This window comes from Novosphingobium sp. GW821-FHT09E05 (assembly GCF_059416165.1).
In genome coordinates this window covers 131,282-156,011 of the sequence record NZ_JBWKOQ010000004.1, presented here as the reverse complement: position 1 = coordinate 156,011, position 24,730 = coordinate 131,282, and the positions used below count along the sequence as shown (strand labels likewise).

Here is a 24,730-nt window from a genome sequence, read left to right as displayed (position 1 = left end):
GCTCCATCGGGATGCGAGGCGGCTCGCCGGCCGCATCCCGATCTTCGGCCAGCGCCCTAGCTGCTGGGCGTCGGTTGCATGTCGAGCGCGGGCAGCCTCGGCGCGGCAGGTGCGCGTCGGAACGGGATGTCCGTCCGCAGGTCCGTCGCGGCCCGCCAGACCCACTCGATCGGCCCATAGCGGAACCGCAGGAACCACAGGTTTGCCACGCCGATCTGGACCGCGATCGCCCCCAGTCCGGCAAACAGCCGCGTCGGCCCATCCCAGGCCGCGAAAAGGCCGGCGCCGAACGGATAGAGCAGGGGAATGAATATCACCGACTGCATGATGTAGAGCGTCAGCGTCGCGCGGCCCACATTGGCGAGGGGACCCAGAAGAACGCGAGCGGAACTCTGCCACAGGCTGCAGAGCGCCAGGCCCCAGCACATCGTGGCGGCGAGGTCTTCCCAGCCTTCCAGGATGGCGCCGAGGATGCCTGCCGCCTCCGTTCCCGCAGCTTCATGCAGCAGCCTTGCACGGCCGAAGTGGAGGATGAGCACCAGCGCCAGCCCGCCGACGAGCGCAAGGATTCTGGCCCGGCGCAGCTCTGTCAGCCGCTCAAAGAAATTGGCGCGGCCCAGTACGAGGCCGACTATGTACAGTCCGAGAATCTGGGAGATGCGCCCCGACACCAGCATGAAGTGCCACTTGGTCACTTGCCCGGCCCACATGTTCGCGCGGATGACTTCCATCAGGCCTCCGTGCAGGTATGCCGACACGCCCGAATTGCCGCCCACGGACAAGGGCGCCGACAGGATGCCGGGTCCGGCGATCGCCATGTCCCACCACTGCAGGGGTTGCAGGAAGCATACGATGGCGATGGCGACCAGTGTGCGCTTCCCCCTGATCCTGGCGATCAGCAGCAGGGGCAGCCCAAGGGTGGCCAGCACCTCGATGATGTCCCCGGAATAGATCATGGCATGGGCGCAGCCGATCAATTCGAGAATGACGAGGCGCCAGGCGAACCACAGGGAATTGCGGGACGTCTTCGCTCCGGGTCGATCGATCAGCATGTAGAAGCTGAAGCCGAACCCTATCGACAGCAACGGGAAGGACTTGCCCATGAAGAGCAGGAACACGGCCTTGCTGGCCCAGCTGGGATCGGGATGGATCCAGTAAAGCTCATAGCCTTCCAGCATATGCACGAGAAACAGCGCCGACAGCGCGAACCCGCGCACGACATCGACGATCTGCAGGCGTTCGGTTTTCTGAGAAGGAATAGTGGTGCGAGACATGCCGCTCCCGCCCGTAGGAGTTCAGGTTCGACACTTGTACGTTTTTGGAGAGCGGCGAGGATATTGGTAATATTGTCCCCTCGATTTCATCCGCACCTGCCTAAACAATGCATTTCAGTGGGATATCGAGGTGCGGGCGGTGCGCCGATGGGCAGGGGAGGGCGCCCGGGCATCCCTCCCCTGCCGCCCCCGTCGGCGGCGGTTCCTGCGGTTCGGCGGTGGTCAGCGGCCGAAGTGGTACTTCAGGCGCAGGCCGTACATGCGCGGCTCACCCACCGAGGCGACTTCGAAGCCGACTTCCGGCGAGCCCAGGCCAGAGGCGAAGCTATAGTACTTTTCCTTGGTCACGTTGGTCGCGAACAGCGAGAGGTCGATCGGCGCGCCGGCGATCGAATCCCAACCGAAGTTGAGGTTCAGCAGGCCGAGCGAAGGCAGCGTGCTGAACGCGGCGATCGCCGGGTTCGGGTTCTCGCGGTCGATGTAGTTGACCAGCATCTTGGTGCGGTAGGTATAGGCCACGCCGAAGGAAACCCGGCCGATGCTCTCGTCCAGCGGCAGCGTGTAGTTCGCCGAGACGGTGAACTTGTGCTTGGGTGACAGCACTTCCGGATCGCCCGGCTCGAACGGCGCGGCGAGCGTGAAGTTCGGGTCGGTGTAGGTATAGAGCGCTTCCGGCACCGATTTGATCTCGGTGTGGAGGTAGGTGTAGCTGGCGGCGAGCGCGAGGCCCTCGAACGGGTTGAGCGTGGCCTCGGCCTCGAGACCGTAGATCTCGGACTTGCCGGAGTTGACCGGCGCCGCCGTCGACGCCTGCCCGCTGCCGGGCACGGCATTGAAGCCGACCTGAAGCTGCTGGTTGGCGAAGTCGTTGTAGAACGCGGCGAGGTTGAGCGTGCCGTTGACGGACCCGTGGAAGCTGCTCTTGAAGCCAAGTTCGAAGCTGTCGACCTTTTCGGGTGCGACCAGGTTGAGCGGGGCCGCCACGTTCGGCGCGATGGTGGCGGCGCGGTAGCCGCGTGCATACTTGGCGTAGACCATGGCGTCGGGCGTCAGGTTGTAGTCGAGGTCGATCAGCCAGGTCGGCTTGCTCGATTTCTGGTGCAGTTCCACCACGCAGCCGTCGGCGGTCGAGGTGGGATCGGTGCAGCGCGGGTTGGGCGCGCCCGGCAGGCTGGGGAAGGGGCCGTAGGACGGCGGATAGGCCAGCGTGTAGGTCTGGCGCAGGCTGGAGTTGCGCTGCTTGTCCCAGGTGTAGCGGAAGCCGCCGGTCAGCTTGAGCTGGTCGGTAAGGGCATAGGTCGCCTGCGCGTAGAGCCCGTAATCCTGGAAGAACGTCTTGCCGACCGTGTAGTTGACCGATCCGACGTGGATCGGCGGCACCAGCGCCGGGTTGCCGCCCGCCGCGATCACCTGCTGCACCGCGCCGAGATAGGTGAGCAGGCCGATCGGGTCGTTGCACCGGAAGTTCGCGCCCTGGTCGGTGCACGAGGCGAGGAACGGCGACTGGCTGCCGGCATAGCCCAGCGGATTGCTGATCTCGGCATAGGCGCCGACCTGCCAGTCGAGGCGATTGTCCATCGCCTTGCCCTGGATCTGCAGCTCGTCGGTGAAGGTGTACTGGTCGGCGGTCTTGAGGCCGGGCGGGGGCGAAATCTGCGTGAAGGGCACATGGTAGGTGCCGAGCGGCAGAGCCCCGCCGGTCAGCGCGCCGAAGTCGATGATGGCATCGAGGCCGAATTCCGGCGCGTTCATCGTCTGCTTGTATTCGGCGTAGCTGGCGATGTTCTTGACCGTCACGGTGTCGGACGCATGCCACGTGGTGGTGTTGATCACCTGCCACTGGTCGATCTTGTTGAACGACTTCGCCAGCGGGTTGATGACGTTGTAGAAGCCGGTGCCCTGCCGCGCCAGCTGGCCCGCGAAGAGGCCGCCGAGGCCCTCGGTCGGATCGACCGCGACGAGCTTGGTGATCGGCCCGTTGGTGTCCGAATGGACATAGGAGGCGATCAGGTAGTTCTCGAGGTCGGGCGTCAGGTCGGCGACCACGCTGAGCCGCAGCGCGTAGTAGTCGACGTCGTTGAAGTCCTTGGGACCGATGCCGCTCTGGTTCTTGAGGTAGCCGTCGCGGACCATGCGGTCGCCCGAGAGGCGGATCTTGAAGGTGTCCGCCAGCGGAATGTTGATCGCGCCCTGGACGCGGCGCGTGTCGTAGTTGCCGATGGTGCCCTCGAGGTAGCCTTCGAGCACGTCGGTCGGCTTCTCGGGCACGAGCAGCACGGCGCCGCCGGTGGTGTTGCGGCCGAACAGCGTGCCCTGCGGGCCTTTCAGGACCTGCACGTTCTGGAGGTCGAAGAAGCTGCCCGGCAGCACCCCGTCACCCGTGGGCAGGCCGTTGGAAGCGCCGCGCGGCGTCACGACCTCGGCGAAGTAGGTGCCCACCGACGGCAGGGTGCCGATGTCCTGTGCGAAGCCGCGGATCGCGAACGTGGTGTTCTCCGACCCGAAGTTGGAGTTCGACGAAAGCGACGGCGTATAGGTCGCCAGATCGCCCGCGTTGACCACGTTGCGGTCGGAGAGCTGCTCCTGGTTGAACACGGTGATCGAGATCGGCACGTCCTGCAGGCGTTCCTCGCTGCGACGGGCCGTGACGACGATGTCGTTGCTGCCGATGCTGACCCTGGCGCCGCTCTGCGCATCCTGCGCGAAGGCGGGCGCGGCCCACGCCAGCGAACTTGTTGCAAGAAGGACCATGCGTAAGTGGACGGATTTCATCGGCTCTCTCTCCCTGGCATGCGGTCCGCCCTCATTGAGTCGGGGTGGAAACGCCGTTCTCCCCCATGTTTGATATGAATCACCATGGCTCGCAAGGGGTGGAGGAAAGAGGAGATCGTGCCGCTTGGGAACGCAAGTGTTATTCTATAGCATTGATATAGAGCATATTTTCCATCGCTCTCGGCGCAAAAGCGGGCGCGTGGTTCTGCGACACGATATCGCTGGAGGGAAATCTCGTTCCGCCCCATGCGGTTGCCCCTCCGGCCGGCCGGTTGCCGCCGGCTCAAAAATTCATAAGTGGAAGGCCGGATGGAACGGAACGGCCAAGATATACTTCTCCCATGAGTTGAAGTAGCGAATCCGCCACGTGCGGCCGATGTGCCCTTTCCCGATGCTGGAATGACAAGAGCCGATCCCGATGAACGACGCCCCTGATCCCGCGGCCCGGCGCGACGCCGCGCTGGCGCAGTACGCTGTCCTGGACACCCCGCACGAGGATGCCTTCGACGAGATTGCCCAGCTCGCGTCGGCGATCTGCCGCACGCCGATCGCGGTCGTCAATTTCGTGGGCAGCGACCGGCAGTTCTTCAAGGCCGAAGTCGGCCTCGGCGTTCGCGAGACACCGCTGGAAACCTCGTTCTGCATAAAGGCGCTGCAGGGAGAGCAGGATTTCCTGGTGGTGCCCGACGCCACGCAGGACGGCCACTTCAGCCAGAATCCGCTGGTGACGGGCGAGCCCGGTCTGCGCTTCTATGCCGGTGCGCTGCTCAAGACCACGCAGGGCACACCGATCGGGACGCTCTGCGTGCTCGACTACGAGCCGCGTGATCTCGATCCCCTGCAGGAGCAGGCGCTCAAGGTTCTCGCCCGGCAGGTGATGACGACGCTGGACCTGCGGCGCGCCGCCCTCGTCGCCGACCAGCAGCAGGCGCGTCTGCGCCGTGCCCAGAAAGCGGGCAAGGTCGGGCTGTTCACGCTCGATCTGCAAGACGGCACGGTCACGCCGACAGCCGAGTTCTGCCGCCTCCATGGCCTGCCGGCGGCGTCGCAGTATCCCGCCTCGGCCTTCGAGGCGCAGATCATCGCGGAGGACCATCACCTCATCACGACGCCCGCGGCGCGGCGCCGGGGGGAAACCGTGCGGGAGGTGGAATACCGGGTGCGGGACGCGGAGACGGGCGAAGTCCGGTGGCTGGCACGCGCCGGGGAAATGGAATTCGACGAAGCCGGCACGCCCATCCGCTTCGTCGGCATCGCCCGCGACTTCACCCGGCAGCGCGAAGCGGCCGATGCGCTGGCCCGTAGCGAGGAGCGTTACCGCGCGCTGTTCGAGGCGGTGGATGACGGCTTCTGCATCATCGAGTTCTTCGACGGGCCGCACGGCCCGCTCAGCGACTACGTCCATGTCGAGGCCAACGCCGGGTACGAGCGCCAGTCGGGCATCGCCGACGTGGCGGGCATGACCTTGCGCGAGCTCGAGCCGGACGACGCGGAAGGCTGGGCGGAACTTTACGGCAACGTGCTGCGCACGGGCGAGCCGATCCGCTTCGAGCGCTATTTCCTCGCCGCCGGCCGCCACATCGAAGTGTCCGCGGCGCGCGTCGAACCCGCGAGCCGGCGGCAGGTGTCCGTCCTGTTCCGCGACATCGAGGCGCGCAAGCGGGCCGAGGACGCTCTGCGAAAGAGCGAGGCCCTGGCGCGCGAGAACATCGACCGGGTGAACCTCGCGCTGTCGGCGGGTGCGATCATCGGCACGTGGTTCTGGGACATACCCAACGATCGCTTCACCGTCGACGAGGCGTTCGCCGAGGCCTTCGGCCTAGATCCGTCATTGAGCCGCGATACGCTCAGCCTGGCGCAAGTGGTCGCATCGGTGCACCCGGAAGACCGCGCCGGACTGGCCGAGGCGATGGCAGAAGCGATCCAGCGCGGCGGCTCCTACGCCCATCCCTACCGGGTGCGGCGGGCCGACGGGCGCTACTACTGGATCGAGGCCAACGGCCGGGTCGACCGCGCGCCCGACGGCTCGGCGCTGAGCTTCCCCGGCGTGCTGCTCGACATCGAGCAGCGGCGCACCATCGAGGAAGAGCGCGACCGCGCCGCGGCTGCGCTGCGGGCGCTGAACGAGACGCTGGAACAGCGCGTGGTCGAGCGTACGGTCGAACTGATGGAGGCCGAGGAACAGCTTCGGCAGGCGCAGAAGATGGAAGCCGTCGGCCAGTTGACGGGGGGCCTCGCGCACGATTTCAACAATTTGCTCGCCGGGGTCTCCGGGGCGCTGGAGATGGTGGGCACGCGCCTCAGCCAGGGGCGCCTCGCCGATGTCGACAAGTATCTCGTCGCCGCGCAGGGCGCCGCGCGCCGGGCGGCCGCACTGACGCACCGGCTGCTGGCGTTCTCGCGGCGCCAGACGCTCGATCCCCGGCCCACCAACGTCAATGCCCTGGTGAACGGCATGACCGATCTCATCCAGCGCACCGTCGGCCCCGCGATCAAGGTCGAGACGGTGGGCGCGGGGGGACTCTGGTCGACGCTGGTGGACCCCAGCCAGCTCGAGAACTCGCTGCTCAACCTGTGCATCAACGCGCGCGACGCCATGCCCGACGGCGGGCGGATCACCATCGAGACCGCGAACAAGTGGCTCGACCGCAACGGCGCGCGTACCCATGACATGCCCGAGGGCCAGTATCTGTCGCTTTGCGTGACCGACACGGGCACCGGGATGACGCCGGGCGTCATCGCCAAGGCCTTCGATCCGTTCTTCACCACCAAGCCGCTCGGCCAGGGCACCGGGCTGGGCCTGTCGATGATCTACGGTTTCGCCAAGCAGTCCGGCGGGCAGGTGCGCATCTATTCGGAAGTGGGCGCGGGGACCACGGTATGCATCTATCTGCCGCGCCACTACGGCGATTCGGTCGAGGATCGCATGGTGCCGGTGGACGTGCCGCTCCCGGCGGCGGAGGCGGGGGAAACCATTCTCGTCGTCGACGACGAGCCGAGCGTGCGCATGCTCGTGACCGACATCCTCGAGGACCTGGGTTATACCGTGATCGAGGCTGCGGACAGCGTTTCGGGTCTCCAGGTCCTGCAGTCCGACATCCGGATCGACCTGCTGGTCAGCGACGTCGGCCTGCCGGGCGGCATGAACGGCCGCCAGATGGCCGACGCCGGCCGCGAGACACGGCCCGACCTCAAGGTGCTGTTCATCACCGGCTATGCCGAGAATTCGGTGATCGGCAACGGGCACCTGCAGCCGGGGATGCAGGTCCTCACCAAGCCGTTCGTCGTCGAGACCTTCGCCGCGCGCGTGCGCGACCTGATGGGGGAATGAGGCGCCGCCGGGCCGTCAGGCGATCTGCCTGGCGGCCTGCGCGGCGGCGAGACTGGGCGAAAGTCCCGGTCGCCCGAAGTAGTAGCCCTGCGCCTCGTCGCAACCCTGTTCCTTGAGCAGATCGAGCTGGTCCGCCGTTTCCACGCCTTCGGCCAGCACGGGCACGTTGAGGCTCTGGCCCAGCGCCAGCACCGCCTTGATGATCGCGCGGGCCTGCGCGCTCGACTGCGAACGGAGCAGGAAGGACTTGTCGATCTTGATCTTGTCGAACGGAAACGAGTGGAGCGTGTCCAGCGAGGAATAGCCCGTACCGAAATCGTCGATGGCGATGCTGACGCCAAGGCTCTTGATCTGGCGGAGCAGGTGCAGCGCGCGCAGCTTGTCGCCGATGATCGCGGTTTCGGTGATCTCCAGTTCTAGGCGCCTCGGTGAAAGCCCGGTCTCCAGGAGGACACCGCGCACGATCTCGACGACTTCGTTCTGCGAAAGCTGGATGGCGGAGAGGTTGACCGCCACCTTCAGGTCCTGGGGCCAGTTGCGCGCCTCCCTGCAGGCTTCGCGCAGGACCCACTCGCCGATGCGGAAGATTTCGCCCGTCTCCTCCGCAATCGGGATGAATTCGTCCGGCGGGACCTGCCCGCGCGTCGGGTGCTGCCAGCGCAGCAGCGCCTCGTAGCCGTTGAGTTCGCCCGTCGCGAGGCCGTGCTGGGCCTGGTAGAGGACGGACAGCTCGTTGCGGTCGATCGCCTGGCGCAGGTCGTTGGACAGCTGGCGGCGAGCGCGCGCGGTCTCGTCCATCTCGGGCTCGTAGTAGGCGATGCGCTCGCCGACATTGGCCTTGGCGCGGTACATCGCAAGATCGGCGTTGTTCAGCAGTTGCTCGCGCTGCTGCCCGTCATGGGGGAACACCGCAAGGCCGATGCTGGCGTCGAGCAGGAAGCAGTTGTCGTCGGGGCCGAACGGGGTCGCGAAGCAGGTATCCAGGCGGCTGAGGAACCCGGCCAGCTCGGCCTTGTCCTTGAAGCGCTTGGCGGCGGCAAACTCGTCGCCGCCGAGACGGGCCACCACTTCGCCTTCCGCCATCACGTCGAGCAGGCGCATCGAAAGGTGCTGCAACGCGGCATCGCCGGCACCGTGGCCGCGGGTGTCGTTGATTTCCTTGAAGCGGTCGAGGTCGATCATGACCGCCGCCAGCTGATGGCCGAAATGGCGCGCCTGCCCCAGTTCGGCATCGATCCAGTGGGCGAAGCTGGCCCGGTTGGGAAGACCGGTGAGGGCGTCGTGCATCGCCATGTGCGCGATCCTGGCGTCCGAGCGGCGCCGTTCGGTGATGTCCTCGAAGGTCGTGACCCATCCGCCATCGGGCATCGCGCAGCCCGTCATCGAGACGACAAGCTCGTCGCCCAGGTCCAGCAGGACGGATGAGGTGCCATGATCGGCGGGCGGCAGGGCGAGCAGGCGGTGCAGTTCGTCCATCCGTCCTGGCGGCACCGCCGCGTGCGCGTGCGCTTCCAGCACCAGCCGCGCGACGTCCGCGGGCGTCATGTCGATCAGCGAAAGCTCCTGGTCGATGCCCCAGATTTCCTTGAACCGGGCATTGACCACCAGCAACCGCTCGTCCGGCCCGAACAGGCAGAGGCCCTGGTACATGTTGCCCAGCGCTGCATCGAGATGGCGGGCCATGGCCTTGAGGCGGTCCTCGTCCTCCTTGAAGCGGGACATGTCGCGCGTGATCTTGGCGAAACCGATGTGGTCGCCATTCTCGTCGGCGATCTTCTCGATCGTGACGTGCGCCCAGAAGCGGCTGCCGTCGCAGCGCACGCGCCAGCCCTCGCCGGTGAACTTGCCGGTCTGCGCGGCGATCGCGAGCGCCCGTTCGGGCACGCCTTCGGAGCGTTCCCCGGGGGTGTAGAAGCCGGCGAGCGGCAGGCCTATCGCCTCGCTCGCGGTATAGCCCTTCAGGCGCTGAGCCCCGGCGTTCCAGTTGGCGACGATACCGTCTAGGTCGAGCATGTAGATCGCGCAGTCGGTGATGCCCTTCACGAGGATCGTCATGTCGCGCTCGCTCGCGTGGATCGCCAGGCGGGCCTGACGCGCCACGGCCAGCACCGAGATGCAGACCGCCAGAATGCCGAGCGCCCCGGCAGCGATCGCCGCGCCCATGCCTTCGGGCGACATCAGGACGCCGGTTCGCAGGTCGAGCGGCGCGGGCACCAGCCGGACGGCCGTCATGCCGGTAAAGTGCAGCAACACGATCGAAAGCGTCATCAGCAGGCCCGCCCCGACGCCGCTGCGCACCGAGCGACCGCGCACCGCCAGTGCGAGGGCGGGGCCAATGGGCAGCACCGCGAACAGCAGCGAGAGAGCGAGGTATCCGCCGTTCCAGCGGATGTCCGCCGGCATTTCCAGAGCGGACATGCCGATGTAGTGCATCGCCGCGATGCCGCCGCCGCCGAGCAGGCTGGCAAGCGCCAGTCCCTTGCGGTCGGGCCGGGCGAGGGCGATGGAGAACGACATGGTCGTCATCGCGATCGCGGTCACCAGCGAGACGACCGTCGCGGGAAGCCGGAAGCCGGCGATCACGCCCGGATCGTATCCCAGCATGGCGACGAAGTGAGTCGCCCAGATGCCGAAGCCGACTGCGATGCCGGCGCCGCAGATCCACCGCGTCACCGCATGGCCCGAAAGGTAGCGTGCATGGCGAAGCAACTGGACCGAGCTCATCGTCGCGATGACGCAGATCAGCGCCGCCAGGAGAACGAGCAAGCCGTCGTGCTGGTCGTGGATGCACAGCAGAACATCGAACATCGGAAAAAATGAGCCCCCGGGGTTTAGGAGCGCTTTTGGTAGCCGCTGTTGGTTAACGAGCGCCTAAGCCTCTTTCCCATAGGCATTTTCTCGGCCAGAAATTGCTACGCCGCCGGGAAGGTCACGGTGACGCGCAGGCCGGGGCCGGCGTCGCCCAGTTCCAGTCCCGCGCCGAGCCGCTCGACCACGGCCTTGACGATCGCCAGGCCGAGACCGCTGCCGGCGGGGCCCTGCTCGCCCTGCAGGCGGGCGAAGCGATCGAGAGCGTGGCCGCGCAGGGCGGCCGGAATGCCCGGGCCGGTGTCGGTGACGGTCAGGCGCACGCGCTCGCCCCGTTCCAGCATGATCGTCGCCGTGCCGTCCCCCCGGTTGTAGCGGATGGCGTTGTCCACGAGGTTGGAGAGCATCTCGAAGACCAGCGTCCGATGCCCCGCGATCAGTACGGGGCCTTCGCCCTCGCAATCGAGCCGCAGCTCCACGTCGGCGTCGATCGCCTGGTGGATGCGGCGGGATATGACCGCGCGGCTGACTTCCCTGAGGTCGATCCGCACGAACGGCGGCTGCTCGCCCGCCTCGTCCGCGCGGGCTAGGGCGAGGAGCTGGGTCAGCAGGCGTTCCAGCCGGTCGGCTGCTTCGCCGATCTCGTGCAGGGCCTCGTTCGATCCACGCCGCGCGAGGGCGAGCTGCACCTTCAGCACCGAAAGCGGCGTGCGCATCTGGTGCGAGGCATCGGCGGTGAAGCGGCGCATGCCGGTCGTCGCCTGGTCCAGCTGGGCGAGCAGGCGGTCGAACGAGCGCGACAGCGGCTGCAGCTCGGCGGGCAGAGGCCCGGTCTCGAGCGGCGAAAGGTCGGGCGCGGCACGGGTGTCGCGCGCCTCGATCACGGTGCGCAGTTCGGCGAGCGGGCGCAAGCTCCAGCCCAGTGCGGGGCGGATCAGGAGCAGGACGATGCCGACCAGCACGAACTCGCCGATCAGCAGGGCGGTCATCAGCCCGCGCTCCAGAGAGCGCCGGTTTTCGAGCGTTTCGGCCACCTGCACGACGACCGGAGCCGATATGCGGGGCAGGTCGCGCCGGACCTCGGCGATGCGGATGCGCTGGCCGCGATAGTCGGCGAAGCGGAAGCGCGCGCGCTCGGCCGAGAGGGCGGAGAGGGGGGGCGCGGGAAGGTCGGCGTAGCCTGTCAGCATCCGGTTCCCCACGGCGATGCGGTAGTAGACGTTGTCGCGCTCGGAATTCTCCAGCATCCCGAAGGCTGCGGGCGGCAGGTCCAGCGTGATCTCGCCGCGCTCCACCTGCACGGTTTCCGCGATCGCCCCCAGCGCGCCGCCCAGCACGCGGTCGTTGGTGCGGCGCACGACGTCCGAGATCAGCACCCAGCCGATGAGGCCCAGCGCCAGCGCCGGGATCACCAGCGGCACCATCATCGCCGTCAGCAGGCGATGGCGCAGAGAAACCGCGCTTTTCGGCGACTGCGTCATGGACGGTCGAGCATGTATCCGACCCCGCGCACGGTGCGGATAGCCGGGCCATCGGGCGCCAGCTTGCTGCGCAGGCGCGTCACGTTCACTTCGAGCGCGTTGGAGCCGACCGGATCGTCGAAGCCGAAAACCTCGGCCTGCAGCGTCTCGCGCGGGACGATCTGCCCGGCCCGCGCCGCCAGCGCTTCCAGCACCGACCATTCGCGGCGGCGCAGCTCGACATGACGGCCATCCACCTCGACACGGCCGGTGGAGCGGTTGATGGTCATTGCGCCGATGCGCATTTCCGGCGCCGCGTCACCGCCCCGCCGCCGGCCGAGCGCGCGGACGCGGGCCTCGAGTTCCTCGACCTCGAAGGGCTTGCGCAAGTAGTCGTCGGCGCCGAGGTCCAGCCCGCGCACGCGGTCGTCGAGGCCGTCGCGCGCGGTGAGCATGAGCACCTGCGCCTGATCGCCCCGGGTGCGGAGGCGGGCCAGCACTTCGAAGCCGTCGATGTCGGGCAGGCCGACGTCGAGGATCACCAGCGAGTAGGGTTCGTTCGCCAGGATCGACAGCGCTTCCTCCCCGCAGCCGACATGGTCGACGGCGTGGCCGGCGGCGCGCAGCAGGGTGACGACCCCGCGCGCGAGGGCCGCGTCGTCCTCGACGATCAGGATCCGCAAGGCGGGAATCCGTGAAAGGTGAATGACAGGTTGCAATCGTAGAGCATCGGCACTGCTTATCCGACATTCGATCCGGAAAGCGAGAGGAACCGAAATGCGCATCGTCACCCCTGTCCTGGCTCTGGCCGCGCTGCTCGCGGTGCCGGCGGCTGCCCAGCGACCGGCCGCGCCGCAGCGCCCGGCGGGCTACCCCCGGTCGTACGACGCGACGATCGCCGATGCCCGCATCGAAGGCCGCGTGCGCATCTACGCGAATGCCGACCGCGCCGAACTGGTCCCGGTCGTGGCCGAGTTCAAGCGCCGCTTCCCCGGTATCCAGGTCTTCTACGCCGATATCGGCTCGACCGAGATGTACAGCCGCTACGTGCGCGAGACCCGCGCCAGGCAGTACTCGGCCGATATCGTCTGGTCCTCGGCGATGGACCTGCAGATCAAGCTCATCAACGACGGTTACGCGCAGCAGTACGCCAGCCCCGAGAAGCCTTACCTGCCCGACACGGCGGTGTGGAAGAACATGGGCTTCGGCGTGACGGCGGAGCCGATCGGCATCGTCTACAACCGCAAGCGGGTTCCCGCCGCGCAGGTCCCGCGCAGCCACCAGGACCTCGAAACCCTGCTCCGAACCCGCCGCGCGGCCTTCGCCGGCAAAGTCGCGACGTTCGACCCGGCGCTTTCGAACACCGGCTACCTCTATCTTTCGCAGGACTTCCAGACGACCCGCGACACCCGCAGCCTGATGGAAGCGATCGCGGCGACCAGGCCGGTGCTGGCGACCAACACCGGGCCGATGCTGGCGGGGGTCTCTTCGGGCAAGCTGGCCATCGCCTACAACGTGATCGGCTCCTACGCGCTGGAGCAGGCGCGGCGCAATCCGAACCTCGGCGTGGTGTTCCCGCGCGACTACACGCTGGTGACCTCGCGCATCGCCTTCATTTCCCGCGAAGCGCGCCATCCGGCGGCTGCGCGGCTGTTCCTTGACTTTCTCCTCTCTCGCGCCGGGCAGTCGCAGCTTGCCCGGCACAGCCTCTGGCCGGTGCGTAGCGACGTTCCTTCGCGCCGGTTGCCTGCGGGGCAAGCGCGCGTCGTGCGCGTCGGGCCCCAGCTTCTCGTCAACCTCGATCGCCTGACCCGGGAGCGCTTCCTGCGCGACTGGAACGCGATCCTGTCCTCCGGAAACACGAATCCATGACACGCACCTTGTCCACCGGCGCGGCCCTCGTCGCGCTGATCGCGTCGACCCCGGCGCTCGCCCAGACGCCGAGCCGTGACGACCTTGCCGACCTCGTGCGCGCGCAGGCCGCCGAGATCGCCTCGCTGCGCCAGCGCGTCGAAAAGCTGGAGACGGAGCGCGCCGTGGCCGCGGCAGCGCCGCAGGCACCCGCGCCGGTGCTGGCCGCAGCAGAGCCGGTGACGCCGCCCGCGCCGATCGTGACCCAGCCCTACGCCGCCCAGCTGCTGCCCCCCGGCCCCGCCGAGCGCGACATCGAGCGCATCCGCGCGGCAGCGGTCGCGGCAGCCGGCGGCAGCACCGAATGGGGACAGGGCCTCCCCGTATTCCACTCCGCCGACGGCATGTTCACCTTCAAGCCGCGCGGGCGCATCATCACCGACGTGAGCACCTCGACCGGTTCGAAGTACGAGGGCCGCAACCTTACCACCACCGGCATGCGCGCGCTGCGCATGGGCCTCGAAGGCACTGTCGGCACGCACTTCTTCTACCAGTTCGAGAGCGACTTCTCGGAGAACGAAGTCGACGTCGTCACCGCCTTCATGGGCTGGCGCAACCGCATCTCGCCGGGGCTCGACTACGACGTGCGCATCGGCCACCTGTTCAACGACCGCAGCTTCGAAGGCTCGACCGGCTCGGATTCGACGCCGTTCCTCGAGCGTACCGTGGTCGCCACCGCGATCATCCCGCAGCGCGCCTTCTACGGCCTGGGCATCATGCCGCGCCTGTTCTGGAAGACCGGCCACGCCTCGCTGACGGTGACGGGAGACCGCATCGACGGCGACCAGTCCACCTCGGACAACCGCACGGTTCTGGGCCGCGCGCACTGGAACCCGATCAAGTCCGACCGCCAGGTCCTGCACCTCGGCATCTGGGGCTTCGACGAGCATCTCCAGCCGGGGCGCGGCACCCTGACGCGCAACACGGTGATCGGCGGCCGCTTCAGCGGCGGATTGCGCCTCTCGACGGGCACGCTGCTCGGCGGGACCGGCACCACCGGCTACGGCGCCGAACTGGGCGGCTATTCCGGCCCGGTCTGGGTCATGGCCGAGGCCGGCGAGCGCCATGCGCGGCTCGATAGCGGCCGCCCGGACTTCGTGACCAAGGCGTGGAGCGTGTCGGGTGGCTGGTTCCTGACCGGCGATCTTCCGCCCTACAACCCGCGCCTCGGCAGTTTCGGCCAGCCCAAGGTCAAGCGCTCGATCTTCGAGGGCGGCCCCGGCGCGATCGAAGTCACCGCGCGCTACGAAAACCTGGCCTTCGACGACATCGTCACCCCCGCCGATGGCTGGGCGGCGACGCTGGGCGTGAACTGGTATCTCAACAGCTTCACCCGCTTCCAAGTCAACGCGATCCACTGGAACACCGACAACGCCGCCGGTGCCTACACCGGCAAGGACGACGGCGAGACGCTCTCCGCCCGCGTCGGCGTGACGTTCTGAACCGCACCCAACCAGACATAGGACGAACATGAGCCTTGCCCTGATCGGCTTCCTGATGGTGGCCACATTCATGACGCTCATCATGACCAAGCGGATGACACCGCTGGTCGCGCTGATCGTCGTGCCCACGCTTTTCGCGCTGCTCGCCGGCTTCCATTCCGGCCTCGGCGCCATGATGATCGACGGGTTGAAGAACCTCGCGCCGACCGGCGTCATGCTGCTCTTCGCGATCCTGTTCTTCAGCACCATGACCGACACCGGCCTGTTCGACCCGCTGGTCGGCAAGCTGATCCGTCTGGTCCACGGCGACCCGATGCGCATCCTGATCGGCTCGGTCGTGCTCTGCGCGCTGGTCAGCCTCGATGGTGACGGCTCGACGACCTACATCATCACGATGGCGGCCATGCTGCCGCTCTACAAACGCTTCGACATGAACCGCCTGCATCTCGTCTGCCTGCTGATGGTGACCAGCGGCGTGATGAACCTGACCCCCTGGGGCGGCCCGACCGCGCGCGCGGCCAGTGCGCTCAAGCTCGATCCCGCGACGCTGTTCGTACCGCTGATCCCGGGCATGATCGCGGGCCTCGTGTTCCTGATCGGCCTGGCGATCCACTTCGGCCGCAAGGAACGCCGCCGCATCGGCACGATCGAGATGCCCACGACGCTCGAGGCGAGCGACCTTGCGGTTTCGCAGTATCCCGAGGCGCGCCGGCCGAAGATGATCTGGTTCAACGCCGCGCTGGTCATCGCGCTGCTGGTCCTGCTGGTCTGGGGCGTGCTGCCGCTGCCGATCCTGATGATGCTGGCCTTCGCGATCGCCATGATCGCCAACTACCCCGACACCGCGACGCAGAAGGAGCGCATCGCCGCCCATGCGGGCAACGTGCTGGCGGTGGTCGGCCTGATCTTCGCGGCGGGCATCTTCACCGGCATCCTCTCGGGCACCGGCATGGTCGACGCGATGAGCCACGAGGTCGTGAACTTCATCCCGCCCGTGCTGGGCCCTTACATGGCTCCTATCACGGCGCTATTGAGCCTGCCGTTCACCTTCTTCATCTCGAACGACGCCTTCTACTTCGGCATGCTCCCGATCCTCGCCGAGGCGGGCGCCCACTACGGGGTGGAGCCGATCGCCATCGCCCGCGCCTCGCTGATGGGCCAGCCGGTCCATTTGCTCAGCCCCCTGGTGCCTTCGACCTACCTCCTGGTCAGCATCGCCGGCGTCGATCTTGCCGACCACCAGCGCTTCACGCTGGTCCCAGCGGCGCTGTGCTGCCTGGTGATGACCGTGGTGGGCATGCTCGTGCTGGCGTTCCCCTTCGTCGGATGACGGGGGAGGGCGCGAATACGGGCAAAGGAGCGCGGCGCACCGTCCTGCGCTTCCTTGCCGCGCTGGCGCTGGGGGCCGTGGGGGGCGCGCTGTTCTGGTCGATCGGCGCGCCGCTGCCGTGGGTGCTCGGCTCGATGATCGCCTGCGCGGGCGGCAGCATAGCGCGACTGCCGATCGAGGCATCGGGCGCCAGCCGCCGCCCGATGGCGGCGGTGATCGGCGTCGTGCTGGGCAGCGCCTTCCATCCCGGTCTGTTCGCGCAGGCCATGCAGTGGATCGTGCCCATCGCGCTGCTGCCGCTGTTCCTGGCGACCTCCGCCTTCGCCTGCATCCTCTACTTCCGCCGCGTCGCCAAGTTCGACCCGCCGACCGCCTATTTCGCCGGAATGCCGGGCGGCATCGCCGAGATGGTCGTCATGGGCTCCGAACGCGGCGCGGACGAGCGCACCATCGGCCTGATCCACGGCGCCCGCATCTTCCTCGTCGTGTTCATCCTGCCGTTCCTGATCCGCGCTTTCGAGTCCGGAACCCACGCACCGGTCATGGCAGCGGCGCAGGTGGTGGGGCAGGCGAGCTGGTCGCTGCTCCCGTGGGCGCTCGGTTGCGTCATCGTCGGCGCAGCGCTGGGCAAGGCGCTGCGCCTTCCCGCGTGGCACCTGATGGGCCCGCTGTTCGTCAGCGCCGCCGTGCACCTTTCGGGCCTAAGCGACTTCCATATCCCCGCCTGGGCGATCGCCGCCGCGCAAGTGGGGCTGGGCGCGACGATCGGCTGCCGCTTCGTCGGCCTATCCTTCCGGACGCTGGTCCGCACGCTCGTGCTGGCGGCGGGGTCTACCGCAATCCTGCTGGTCGTGACCTTCTGCTGGTCATTCGCGATCGGGTGGGGCACGGGGCTCAACCCGGCGCTCGTCGCGCTGGCCTATTCGCCCGGCGGGGTGGCGGAGATGAGCATGGTCGCGCTCAGCCTGTCGCTCGAGGCGGGCTTCGTGATCGTCCACCACCTCGTGCGCGTGATGCTGGTCATCGCTGGCGCGCCCTTCGCGTTCCGCATGATGGGAGCTCCCGATGAAAGCGCCTGATCCGCTACGGCAGAAGATCGCCATTCTCTACCAGGCGCTCGAACCGCCGGTTATCGACGGCGCGCGCAAGGAGGCCAAGCCCGGCGGTTATTCGGACAGCGGCGCCGACATTGGCGCGGCGCTCGTCTCGGCGGGCTGCACGCTGGTGACGCCGGTGGCTGATCCCGATCGTGCGAGCGTGTTCGACTGGGTGTGGCCCGATACGCCGGAGGGCATTGCCGAGGCTCTCGCAGCCGGCGCGACGCTGCTATGGGCCAATACCGTGGTGTTCGCAGGACATCCGATCGAGGAGGCGAGCCGCCGTGCCTGGATCGTCGGTCCCGACCCGCAGGCAATGCAGGCCATCGATGACAAGCGGGCAACCAATGGCCGGCTTCGCGATGCGGGCCTGCCGGTCGCGCGCTCGTGGCTGATCGACGGCGATGCGCCTGACGTCGACGCGTTCATCAGGCCGTTCGCCGACCGCTTGCCGCTGGTGGTGAAGCCCCTGCGCGGGCGGGGAAGCCAGGGGGTAAGCGTCGCGCGCGACTTCGACCAGCTCAGCCTCCAGGTCACGGCCCTCGCGGCAAGCCGGCGCTTCGGCGCGGCGATCATGCTGGAGCAGTTCCTGCCGGGCGAGGAGATCACGATCACCGTGATGCCTGCCGCCGCCCACCCCGGTAAACACGCACCTTTCGCGCTCCCTCCGATCCGCCGCTTCGACCAGGTGGGCGATGTCGCGCCCTACAACGGCGACGTGCCGGTGAGCCGCAACAGCGCGGCGCTGACGCTCGACGAATGCGCCGATCCCGCCATCGTGGCGGTGACCGCCGCCTGTGAGACCGCCGCCGCGCTGCTAGAAATTCGCGCCACCATGCGCATCGACTGCCGGGCCGACGCCGACGGCACGTTCCTGCTGTTCGACGTCAACGCCAAGCCCAACCTTACCGGCGCCGGACGGCACGGCCGCGAGGACCAGAACAGCCTCTCCACCCTCGCCGCCGCCGCGATCGGTTGGCGCTACTCCGACTTTCTGCTCGCGGCCGCGCGCGCCGCATGGACCAACAAGGAACATCCCGAATGACCGACCTGTGGCAGCATATCGTTGCCGACTTCTCCAACATCGGCTCCCCCGCCGCGCTCGCCGCGTTCGGGCAGGTGGTGCTGATCGACATCATGCTGGCAGCGGACAATGCCATCGTCGTGGGCGCGCTGGCCGCGGGCCTGCCGCCGGTCATGCGCCGCAAGGTGATCCTGATCGGCGTGATGGCCGCGCTGGTCCTGCGCGTGGCCTTCGCACTCGTGGTCAGCCAGCTGATGCAGGTCGTCGGCCTCGTCTTCGCGGGCGGGCTGCTGCTCGTCTGGGTAGCGTGGAAGATGTGGCGCGAGCTGCAGGCCGGGGGCGAGGGCGGCGAGGATACCGACGCCATCGCCAAGTCGGCGCCGCGCACCTTTGCGGCCGCCGCCTGGGCAGTCGCGGTGGCGGACGTCAGCATGAGCCTCGACAACGTGCTCGCCGTTGCCGGTGCCGCGCGCGACCACCCCGGCATCCTCGCGATCGGGTTGATCCTTTCGGTCGCGCTGATGGGCCTTGCCGCCAACGTGCTGGCGCGGGTGATCGAACGCTATCGCTGGCTCGCCTATGTCGGGCTGCTGGTGATCGTCTATGTTGCGGGCAAGATGATCTGGGAAGGTCTGGTCGATCCGGCTCGCGGGTTGCTGGTGTTGTTCTGATGGTGCAGGGGCGGGAGCAGCGATGCTCCCGCCCCTGCTGCAGTCTCCGAACTGAATCCAGATCTCCGTCGCCCCCGCGCATGCGGGGACGACGCGGTGTTTTGGGCTAACCTAGGTACGTTCCGGCCGCGTTTCCCGTCACGCCCGCATCGACCTCGAACAAGGCCCCGTCGAACTCCGACTCTGGCAGTCCCGTCGAGGCCGAGGTCACAAACATGCGGTCGAGCCCCTCTCCCGCGAATGCGATGTTGGTGATGCGCTTCGCCGGCAGCTCGATCGAGCGGTCGCGCGTGCCGTTCGGGGCGAAGCGCGTAATGCGCCCTCCGTCCCAGTGCGCGGACCAGAGGTAGCCCTCGGCGTCGGTAGTCATGCCGTCCGGATAGCCGTCCTCCTCGGAGAAGCGGGCGAATTCCTCTCGCTCGCCCACGCCGCCCTCGGTCAGCGAGAAACGGTAGATTACACGGCGGCCGGAATCGGCGTGGTACATCCAGTTCCCGCAGGGCGAGAATGCCGGGCCGTTGGGCACCGTATAGTCCGTGTCGATCACCTGCCATTCGCCGCCGGGAGAAAGGCGGTAGAGCGAGCCGGTGACTTCCTCCTCGGCCATGTCCATGGTGCCGCACCAGATCGCGCCGTGGCGGTCGGCCTTGCCGTCGTTCATGCGGTTGCCAGGGAGATGGGGCTCGGGATCGGAGCGCTCGCCTACCGTCAGCGGGTCCAGCGTGATCGCCGCAACGCCGTCGCGGAAGCCGCCGATGAGGCCGCCCGAAGCGCGCTCGGCCACCCAGCCGAGGGGCGCAGGCATGTCCCAGCGCGTGATGAAATTGTCGGCGAGGCTGAGGCGGTTGAGCGCCGGGCCGAGGATGTCGACCCAGTAGAATGCCCCGTCGCGGGCGGACCATAGCGCGCCTTCGCCCAGGGTATCGCGCACGTCGCGCTCGATCTTGCGCCAGAGCGGCATCCGTTCTCTCCCTCGGTATGGGTTGGAGCCCCCACCCGGTCCCCGGTCGGACAGGATCAAAGACCGGGTGGGGAGCGGGCCGGCGCGGTTCAGAACGCCGGCCCCTATGTCTTAGTGGTTGTCGCGCGGCAGGCCCATGGTCTGGGCGATGCGCTGGTACTTCTCCGAGCCTTCCAGGATCGCGCCGGTGTCCATCTGGCCGACGAGCGCGCGCTGGATTTCCTGCCACGGCGTCTGCGAGGCCGGGTAGGGATAACCGCCCTTGGCTTCGAGGTCGGCGCGGCGCTGGGCCAGCTCCTCGTCGGAGATAAGCACGTCCACGGTGCCTTTCTTGAGGTCCATGCGCACCCGGTCGCCGGTCTTCAGCAGCGCCAGACCGCCCATCGCCGCCGCCTCGGGCGAGGCGTTGAGGATCGAAGGGCTGCCAGAGGTGCCCGACTGGCGTCCGTCGCCGATGCAGGGCAGGGCGCTCACGCCCTCGGTGATGAGGTACGAAGGCGGACGCATGTTCACGACTTCCGCCGCGCCCGGGTAGCCGATCGGGCCGGCGCCACGCATGAACATCAGCGTCTCGGGCGTGATGCCGACCGAGGGGTCGTCGATGCGGTGGTGGTAGTCCTCGGGACCGTCGAACACCACGGCAGGACCTTCGAAGGCTTCTGGATCGTCGGGGTTCGACAGGTAGCGTGCACGGAACTCGTCCGAGATCACGCTGGTCTTCATGATCGCCGCGTCGAACAGGTTGCCCGACAGGACCAGGAAGCCGGCTTCTTCGACCAGGGGCGTGTCGAAGGTCTTGATGACCTTGTCGTCCTCGATGGTCGCATCGCGGCAGTTGTCGCCGATGGTCTTGCCGTTGACCGTCATCGCGCCTTCGTTGATCAGGCCCTGGCCGATCAGCTGCGCGACCACGGCGGGCACGCCGCCTGCACGGTAGTAGTCCTCGCCAAGGTATTCACCGGCGGGCTGGAGGTTCACCAGCAGCGGGATCTTGTGGCCGAGGCGCTCCCAGTCCTTGAGCGGCAGGTCGACACCGATGTGGCGTGCGATCGCGGCGAGATGGATCGGCGCGTTGGTCGAGCCGCCGATCGCGGCGTTGACGACGATCGCGTTGTGGAACGCGTCGAGCGTCAGGATGTCGGAGGGCTTGAGGTCCTCGTGCACCATGTCGACGATGCGCTTGCCGGTGCGCCATGCGCATTCCTGGCGGTCGCGGTAGGGCGCGGGGATCGCGGCGGAGGCCGGGAGCATCATGCCCAGCGCTTCGGCGAGCGAGTTCATCGTCGTCGCCGTGCCCATAGTGTTGCAGTAGCCGGTCGAGGGGGCGGAGGAGGCGACGAGCTTGATGAAGCCGTCCGCGTCGAGTTCGCCCGCCGCCATCATCTGGCGGCCCTTCCACACGATCGTGCCAGAGCCGGTGCGCTCGCCCTTGTGCCAGCCGTTGAGCATCGGGCCGACCGACAGCGCGATCGCCGGGATATTCACGGTCGCCGCCGCCATCAGCAGTGCCGGGGTGGTCTTGTCGCAGCCGGTGGTCAGCACAACGCCGTCGAGCGGGTAGCCGTAGATCGCCTCGACCAGCGCCAGATAGGCGAGGTTGCGGTCGAGCCCGGCGGTCGGACGCTTGCCGGTTTCCTGGATCGGGTGGACCGGGAATTCCAGCGCGATGCCGCCCTGCTCACGGATGCCTTCGCGGATGCGCTCGGCCAGCACGAGGTGGTGGCGGTTGCAGGGCGAGAGGTCGCTGCCGGTCTGGGCGATACCGATGATCGGCTTGCCCGAACGCAGTTCCTCGAGGCTGAGGCCGAAGTTCAGGTATCGCTCGAGGTAGAGCGAGGTCATGTCGATGTTGTCGGGATTGTCGAACCAGGCGCGCGAGCGCAGCTTGGGGGCGGTGTTTTCGGTCATGGATCGGTTCGTTTCGTGTCGGTCAGCGCGGAGAGGTGGTCACGCGGTAGATCATGACATGCCGGTAGGGCTTGCCGGGATCGACGCGGGTGGACGGGAAGTCGGCATGGTTCGGGCCATCGGGGAACTTCTGCGGTTCCAGCGCGATGCCGTCGCCCATGCGGTAGAGGTGGCCTTCCTTGCCGACGAGCGTGCCGTCGAGGAAATTGCCGGAGTAGAACTGCACGCCGGGCTCGGTGCTCAGCACTTCGAGGACGCGACCCGAGATGGGGTCCTCCAGGCGGGCGGACAGTTCGGGGGTCTTGGTCTGGCCCTTGTCGAGCGCGTAGTTGTGGTCGAAGCCGCGACCGAATACGATCTGCTGGTCCTTGCCGTCGCGCAGGCCCACGGCGACAGCCTTGCCCTTGGTGAAGTCGAACGGGCCACCGGCGACGGGGCGCAGTTCGCCGGTCGGGATCAGCTTGTCGTCCACCGGGGTGTAGCGGCTTGCCGGGATGGTGAGGACGTTCGTCGTCGCGTCCCGCTCGGAACCTTCGCCGGCCATGTTGAAGATGGCGTGGTTGGTCATGTTGAGCACGGTCGGCTTGTCGGTCGTCGCGTCGAAGACGATCTGCAGGTTGCCGCTTTCGTCGAGCGAATAGGTGACCTTGGTCTTCACCGTGCCGGGGTAGCCCGAATCGCCGTCGGGGCTGACGAGCGAGAAGACCGCCGTGGCGACCTTGCCCGACTTGACCGACTCGACCTTCCAGTTCTGGACGTCGAAGCCCTTGCCGCCGCCGTGCAGCGACTGGCCGTGGTCGTTCTGGGGAAGCTGGTAGGTCTTGCCGTCGAGCGTGAACTTGCCGCCGGCGATGCGGTTGCCGTAGCGGCCGATAGTGGCGCCCCAGTAGTTCGGCTTCTTCTCGAAGCCGGCGACGTCGCCGTAGGCGAGCAGGACGTCGGCGACCTTGCCGTCGCGGTCCGGGACCATCAGCTTCCAGAGCGTCGCGCCATAGGTGAGAATCGTCGCCGAGACGCCATTGGCGGCCGTCAGCGTCACCGCCCGTACGTCGGTGCCGTCGGAGAGCTTGCCGGCGGAAGCCTGCGTGGCATCGGCGGCGAGTGCCGGTCCGGCCGAGAGAGTGCAGGCGAGCGCGGATACCGCCGCTGCCATCATCAAGCCCTTGCCCACGTTCCTCATTCCCTGACTCCTACCTGTTGTCCAAGTATCGATTTCTGTTAGCAGCGTGATGACGCCGACCATTGACGACGTCTTGTCGCGCATATAGTCCGACAAATAGAACGAGCGCAAGCCGGTTTGCCACTGGTCGACGGCTTTGAGTTTTTGAGAGGAATGTCATGCCCCCAGTGGTCTCGTCCGGAGACGCCCCCGTGGTTCACGCGCAGACGCCCGGCGTCCGCTACGGTCCCGCGCTCACGCTGCTCGCCAGCCTGTTCTTCATGTGGGGGTTCATAACCGTCATCAACAACACGCTGCTGCCGCACCTGCGCAGCGTGTTCGACCTCAGCTACACCCAGACGACGCTGATCGAATCCGTGTGGTTCATCGCCTATTTCGTGGCCTCGATTCCCTCGGCCAAGCTGATCGAGCGGATCGGCTACCAGAAGTCGCTGGTCACCGGCCTGCTCATCATGGCCGCCGGCGCGCTGGGCATGATGCTGGCCGCGAGCATCCCGTCCTACGGCGTCACGCTGGTCATGCTGTTCGTCATCGCCAGCGGCATCACGCTGCTGCAGGTTGCCGCGAACCCCTACGTAGCCGTCGTCGGCAACCCCGAGACCGCGTCCTCGCGGCTCAATCTCGTACAGGCCCTGAACTCGGCGGGCACCATGCTCGCGCCGCTGTTCGGCGCCTACCTGATCCTCGGCCGCTCCAAGAGCGGTACTTCGGCGGTGGGCACCGTCCTCACCGACGCCGAGCGCCTCGCGGACGCACAGTCCGTGCTGCTGCCCTATGCGCTCGTTGCCGCGGTGCTGGTGATCCTTGCAGTCATCATCGCCAAGTTCCCGCTGCCCGCGATGGGCTCGGCCGGCTCGCGCGTCGCCAAGGAGCAGCGCAAGGGGCTGTCGCTCTGGAACCACCGCAACCTCGTGTTCGGCATCCCTGCGATCTTCATCTACCTGATCGCGGAAATCGGCGTCGCCAACCTCTTCGTCAACTTTGTCAGCCAGCCGCAGATCGCCAACCTCACCCACGAGCAGGCGGGCAAGTACCTGACCTTCCTGTGGGGCGGCATGATGCTGGGCCGCTTCGCCGGCTCCGCGATCATGCAGCGCTTCGATGCGGGCAAGGTCCTCGCGGTGTTCTCGGTCGGCGCCTTCGTGGTGATGATGGTTACAGTGTTCACCACCGGCCCCGTCGCGATGTGGTCGCTGATCCTTGTCGGCCTGTTCCACTCGATCATGTTCCCGACCATCTTCACCCTCGGCATCAAGGGGCTCGGCCCGCTGACCGAGGAAGGCTCGGGCCTGCTGGTGATGGCCATCGCCGGCGGTTCGCTGGTGATCGTGCAAGGCTGGATCGCCGACAACTACGGCCTCCAGACCTCGTTCCTGCTGACCGCGGCATGCGAACTCTACGTGCTGTTCTACGCGCTGTGGGGGAGCAAGGTGACCAACGCGGTGCCGGATCAGGTGCCTGCCGCGGCCGAGTAGGGGCGGGACTGAACAAGCGAAAAACCCCGGCGAGAGATCGCCGGGGTTTTTCGTTTCAGAGGTCAGGAAAGGGAAAACCTGGTGCG

The 24,730-nt window shown here is 67.4% G+C and carries 16 protein-coding genes; 8 read left to right on the top strand and 8 right to left on the bottom strand.

Annotated elements, in window-relative coordinates:
- Positions 1-56: 56 nt before the first annotated feature.
- Positions 57-1,217, bottom strand: a complete 1,161-nt coding sequence (locus AC07M9_RS16740) for a DUF418 domain-containing protein (RefSeq protein ID WP_494885238.1) — start codon at positions 1,215-1,217, stop codon at positions 57-59.
- Positions 1,218-1,496: 279 nt separating this feature from the next.
- A complete protein-coding gene (locus AC07M9_RS16735) occupies positions 1,497-4,046 on the bottom strand; it encodes a TonB-dependent receptor (RefSeq protein WP_494885237.1) in 2,550 nt (849 codons plus the stop codon).
- 418 nt (positions 4,047-4,464) lie between these two features.
- Between AC07M9_RS16735 and AC07M9_RS16730 the strand changes: the two genes are divergently transcribed.
- Complete coding sequence (locus tag AC07M9_RS16730; protein WP_494885236.1) at positions 4,465-7,377, top strand: PAS domain-containing protein; 2,913 nt, start codon at positions 4,465-4,467, stop codon at positions 7,375-7,377.
- Positions 7,378-7,392: 15 nt separating this feature from the next.
- On the opposite strand, the gene AC07M9_RS16725 is transcribed toward AC07M9_RS16730, so the two are convergent.
- The 3 genes from AC07M9_RS16725 to AC07M9_RS16715 form a co-directional block, all read right to left on the bottom strand.
- Positions 7,393-10,185, bottom strand: coding sequence for a bifunctional diguanylate cyclase/phosphodiesterase (locus AC07M9_RS16725; RefSeq protein WP_494885235.1), 2,793 nt, complete (start codon positions 10,183-10,185; stop codon positions 7,393-7,395).
- A gap of 104 nt (positions 10,186-10,289) precedes the next feature.
- Positions 10,290-11,666 (bottom strand): sensor histidine kinase, encoded by a 1,377-nt coding sequence (locus AC07M9_RS16720; protein WP_494885233.1) that lies wholly within the window; start codon positions 11,664-11,666, stop codon positions 10,290-10,292.
- Positions 11,663-12,328 (bottom strand): response regulator, encoded by a 666-nt coding sequence (locus AC07M9_RS16715; RefSeq protein WP_494885231.1) that lies wholly within the window; start codon positions 12,326-12,328, stop codon positions 11,663-11,665. The genes AC07M9_RS16720 and AC07M9_RS16715 overlap by 4 nt, the downstream gene beginning before the upstream one ends.
- 94 nt (positions 12,329-12,422) lie before the next feature.
- On the opposite strand from AC07M9_RS16715, the gene AC07M9_RS16710 reads away from it, so the two are divergent.
- The 6 genes from AC07M9_RS16710 to AC07M9_RS16685 are packed head-to-tail and all read left to right on the top strand — an operon-like array spanning position 12,423 to position 19,120.
- Positions 12,423-13,517 (top strand): ABC transporter substrate-binding protein, encoded by a 1,095-nt coding sequence (locus tag AC07M9_RS16710; protein ID WP_494885229.1) that lies wholly within the window; start codon positions 12,423-12,425, stop codon positions 13,515-13,517.
- Positions 13,514-14,998, top strand: coding sequence for an OprO/OprP family phosphate-selective porin (locus AC07M9_RS16705; protein WP_494885228.1), 1,485 nt, complete (start codon positions 13,514-13,516; stop codon positions 14,996-14,998). The genes AC07M9_RS16710 and AC07M9_RS16705 overlap by 4 nt, the downstream gene beginning before the upstream one ends.
- Positions 14,999-15,026: 28 nt before the next feature.
- Positions 15,027-16,328: a CitMHS family transporter gene (locus AC07M9_RS16700; protein WP_494885226.1), complete on the top strand. Its 1,302-nt coding sequence runs from the start codon at positions 15,027-15,029 to the stop codon at positions 16,326-16,328.
- Entirely contained in the window at positions 16,325-17,407 is a 1,083-nt protein-coding gene (locus AC07M9_RS16695; RefSeq protein WP_494885225.1) for an AbrB family transcriptional regulator, read from the top strand. The genes AC07M9_RS16700 and AC07M9_RS16695 overlap by 4 nt, the downstream gene beginning before the upstream one ends.
- Positions 17,394-18,470, top strand: a complete 1,077-nt coding sequence (locus tag AC07M9_RS16690; protein ID WP_494885223.1) for a D-alanine--D-alanine ligase family protein — start codon at positions 17,394-17,396, stop codon at positions 18,468-18,470. The genes AC07M9_RS16695 and AC07M9_RS16690 overlap by 14 nt, the downstream gene beginning before the upstream one ends.
- On the top strand, positions 18,467-19,120 hold the full coding sequence (locus AC07M9_RS16685) for a YjbE family putative metal transport protein (RefSeq protein WP_494885221.1): 654 nt from the start codon (positions 18,467-18,469) through the stop codon (positions 19,118-19,120). Before AC07M9_RS16690 ends, AC07M9_RS16685 begins: the two co-directional genes overlap by 4 nt.
- Before the next feature lie 106 nt (positions 19,121-19,226).
- Here the strand turns inward: AC07M9_RS16685 and AC07M9_RS16680 are convergent, their stop codons facing one another.
- The 3 genes from AC07M9_RS16680 to AC07M9_RS16670 form a co-directional block, all read right to left on the bottom strand.
- Positions 19,227-20,081, bottom strand: coding sequence for an SMP-30/gluconolactonase/LRE family protein (locus AC07M9_RS16680; RefSeq protein ID WP_494885219.1), 855 nt, complete (start codon positions 20,079-20,081; stop codon positions 19,227-19,229).
- 111 nt (positions 20,082-20,192) lie between these two features.
- On the bottom strand, positions 20,193-21,989 hold the full coding sequence (locus AC07M9_RS16675; RefSeq protein WP_494885217.1) for an IlvD/Edd family dehydratase: 1,797 nt from the start codon (positions 21,987-21,989) through the stop codon (positions 20,193-20,195).
- Between the two features lie 22 nt (positions 21,990-22,011).
- Positions 22,012-23,169 (bottom strand): aldose epimerase family protein, encoded by a 1,158-nt coding sequence (locus AC07M9_RS16670; protein WP_494885215.1) that lies wholly within the window; start codon positions 23,167-23,169, stop codon positions 22,012-22,014.
- Between the two features lie 158 nt (positions 23,170-23,327).
- Here AC07M9_RS16670 and AC07M9_RS16665 point away from each other — a divergent pair, with 158 nt between their 5' ends.
- The gene (locus AC07M9_RS16665; RefSeq protein ID WP_494885213.1) at positions 23,328-24,644 is read left to right on the top strand and encodes a sugar MFS transporter; all 1,317 of its coding nucleotides are present in this window, start codon (positions 23,328-23,330) and stop codon (positions 24,642-24,644) included.
- Positions 24,645-24,730: the final 86 nt, after the last annotated feature.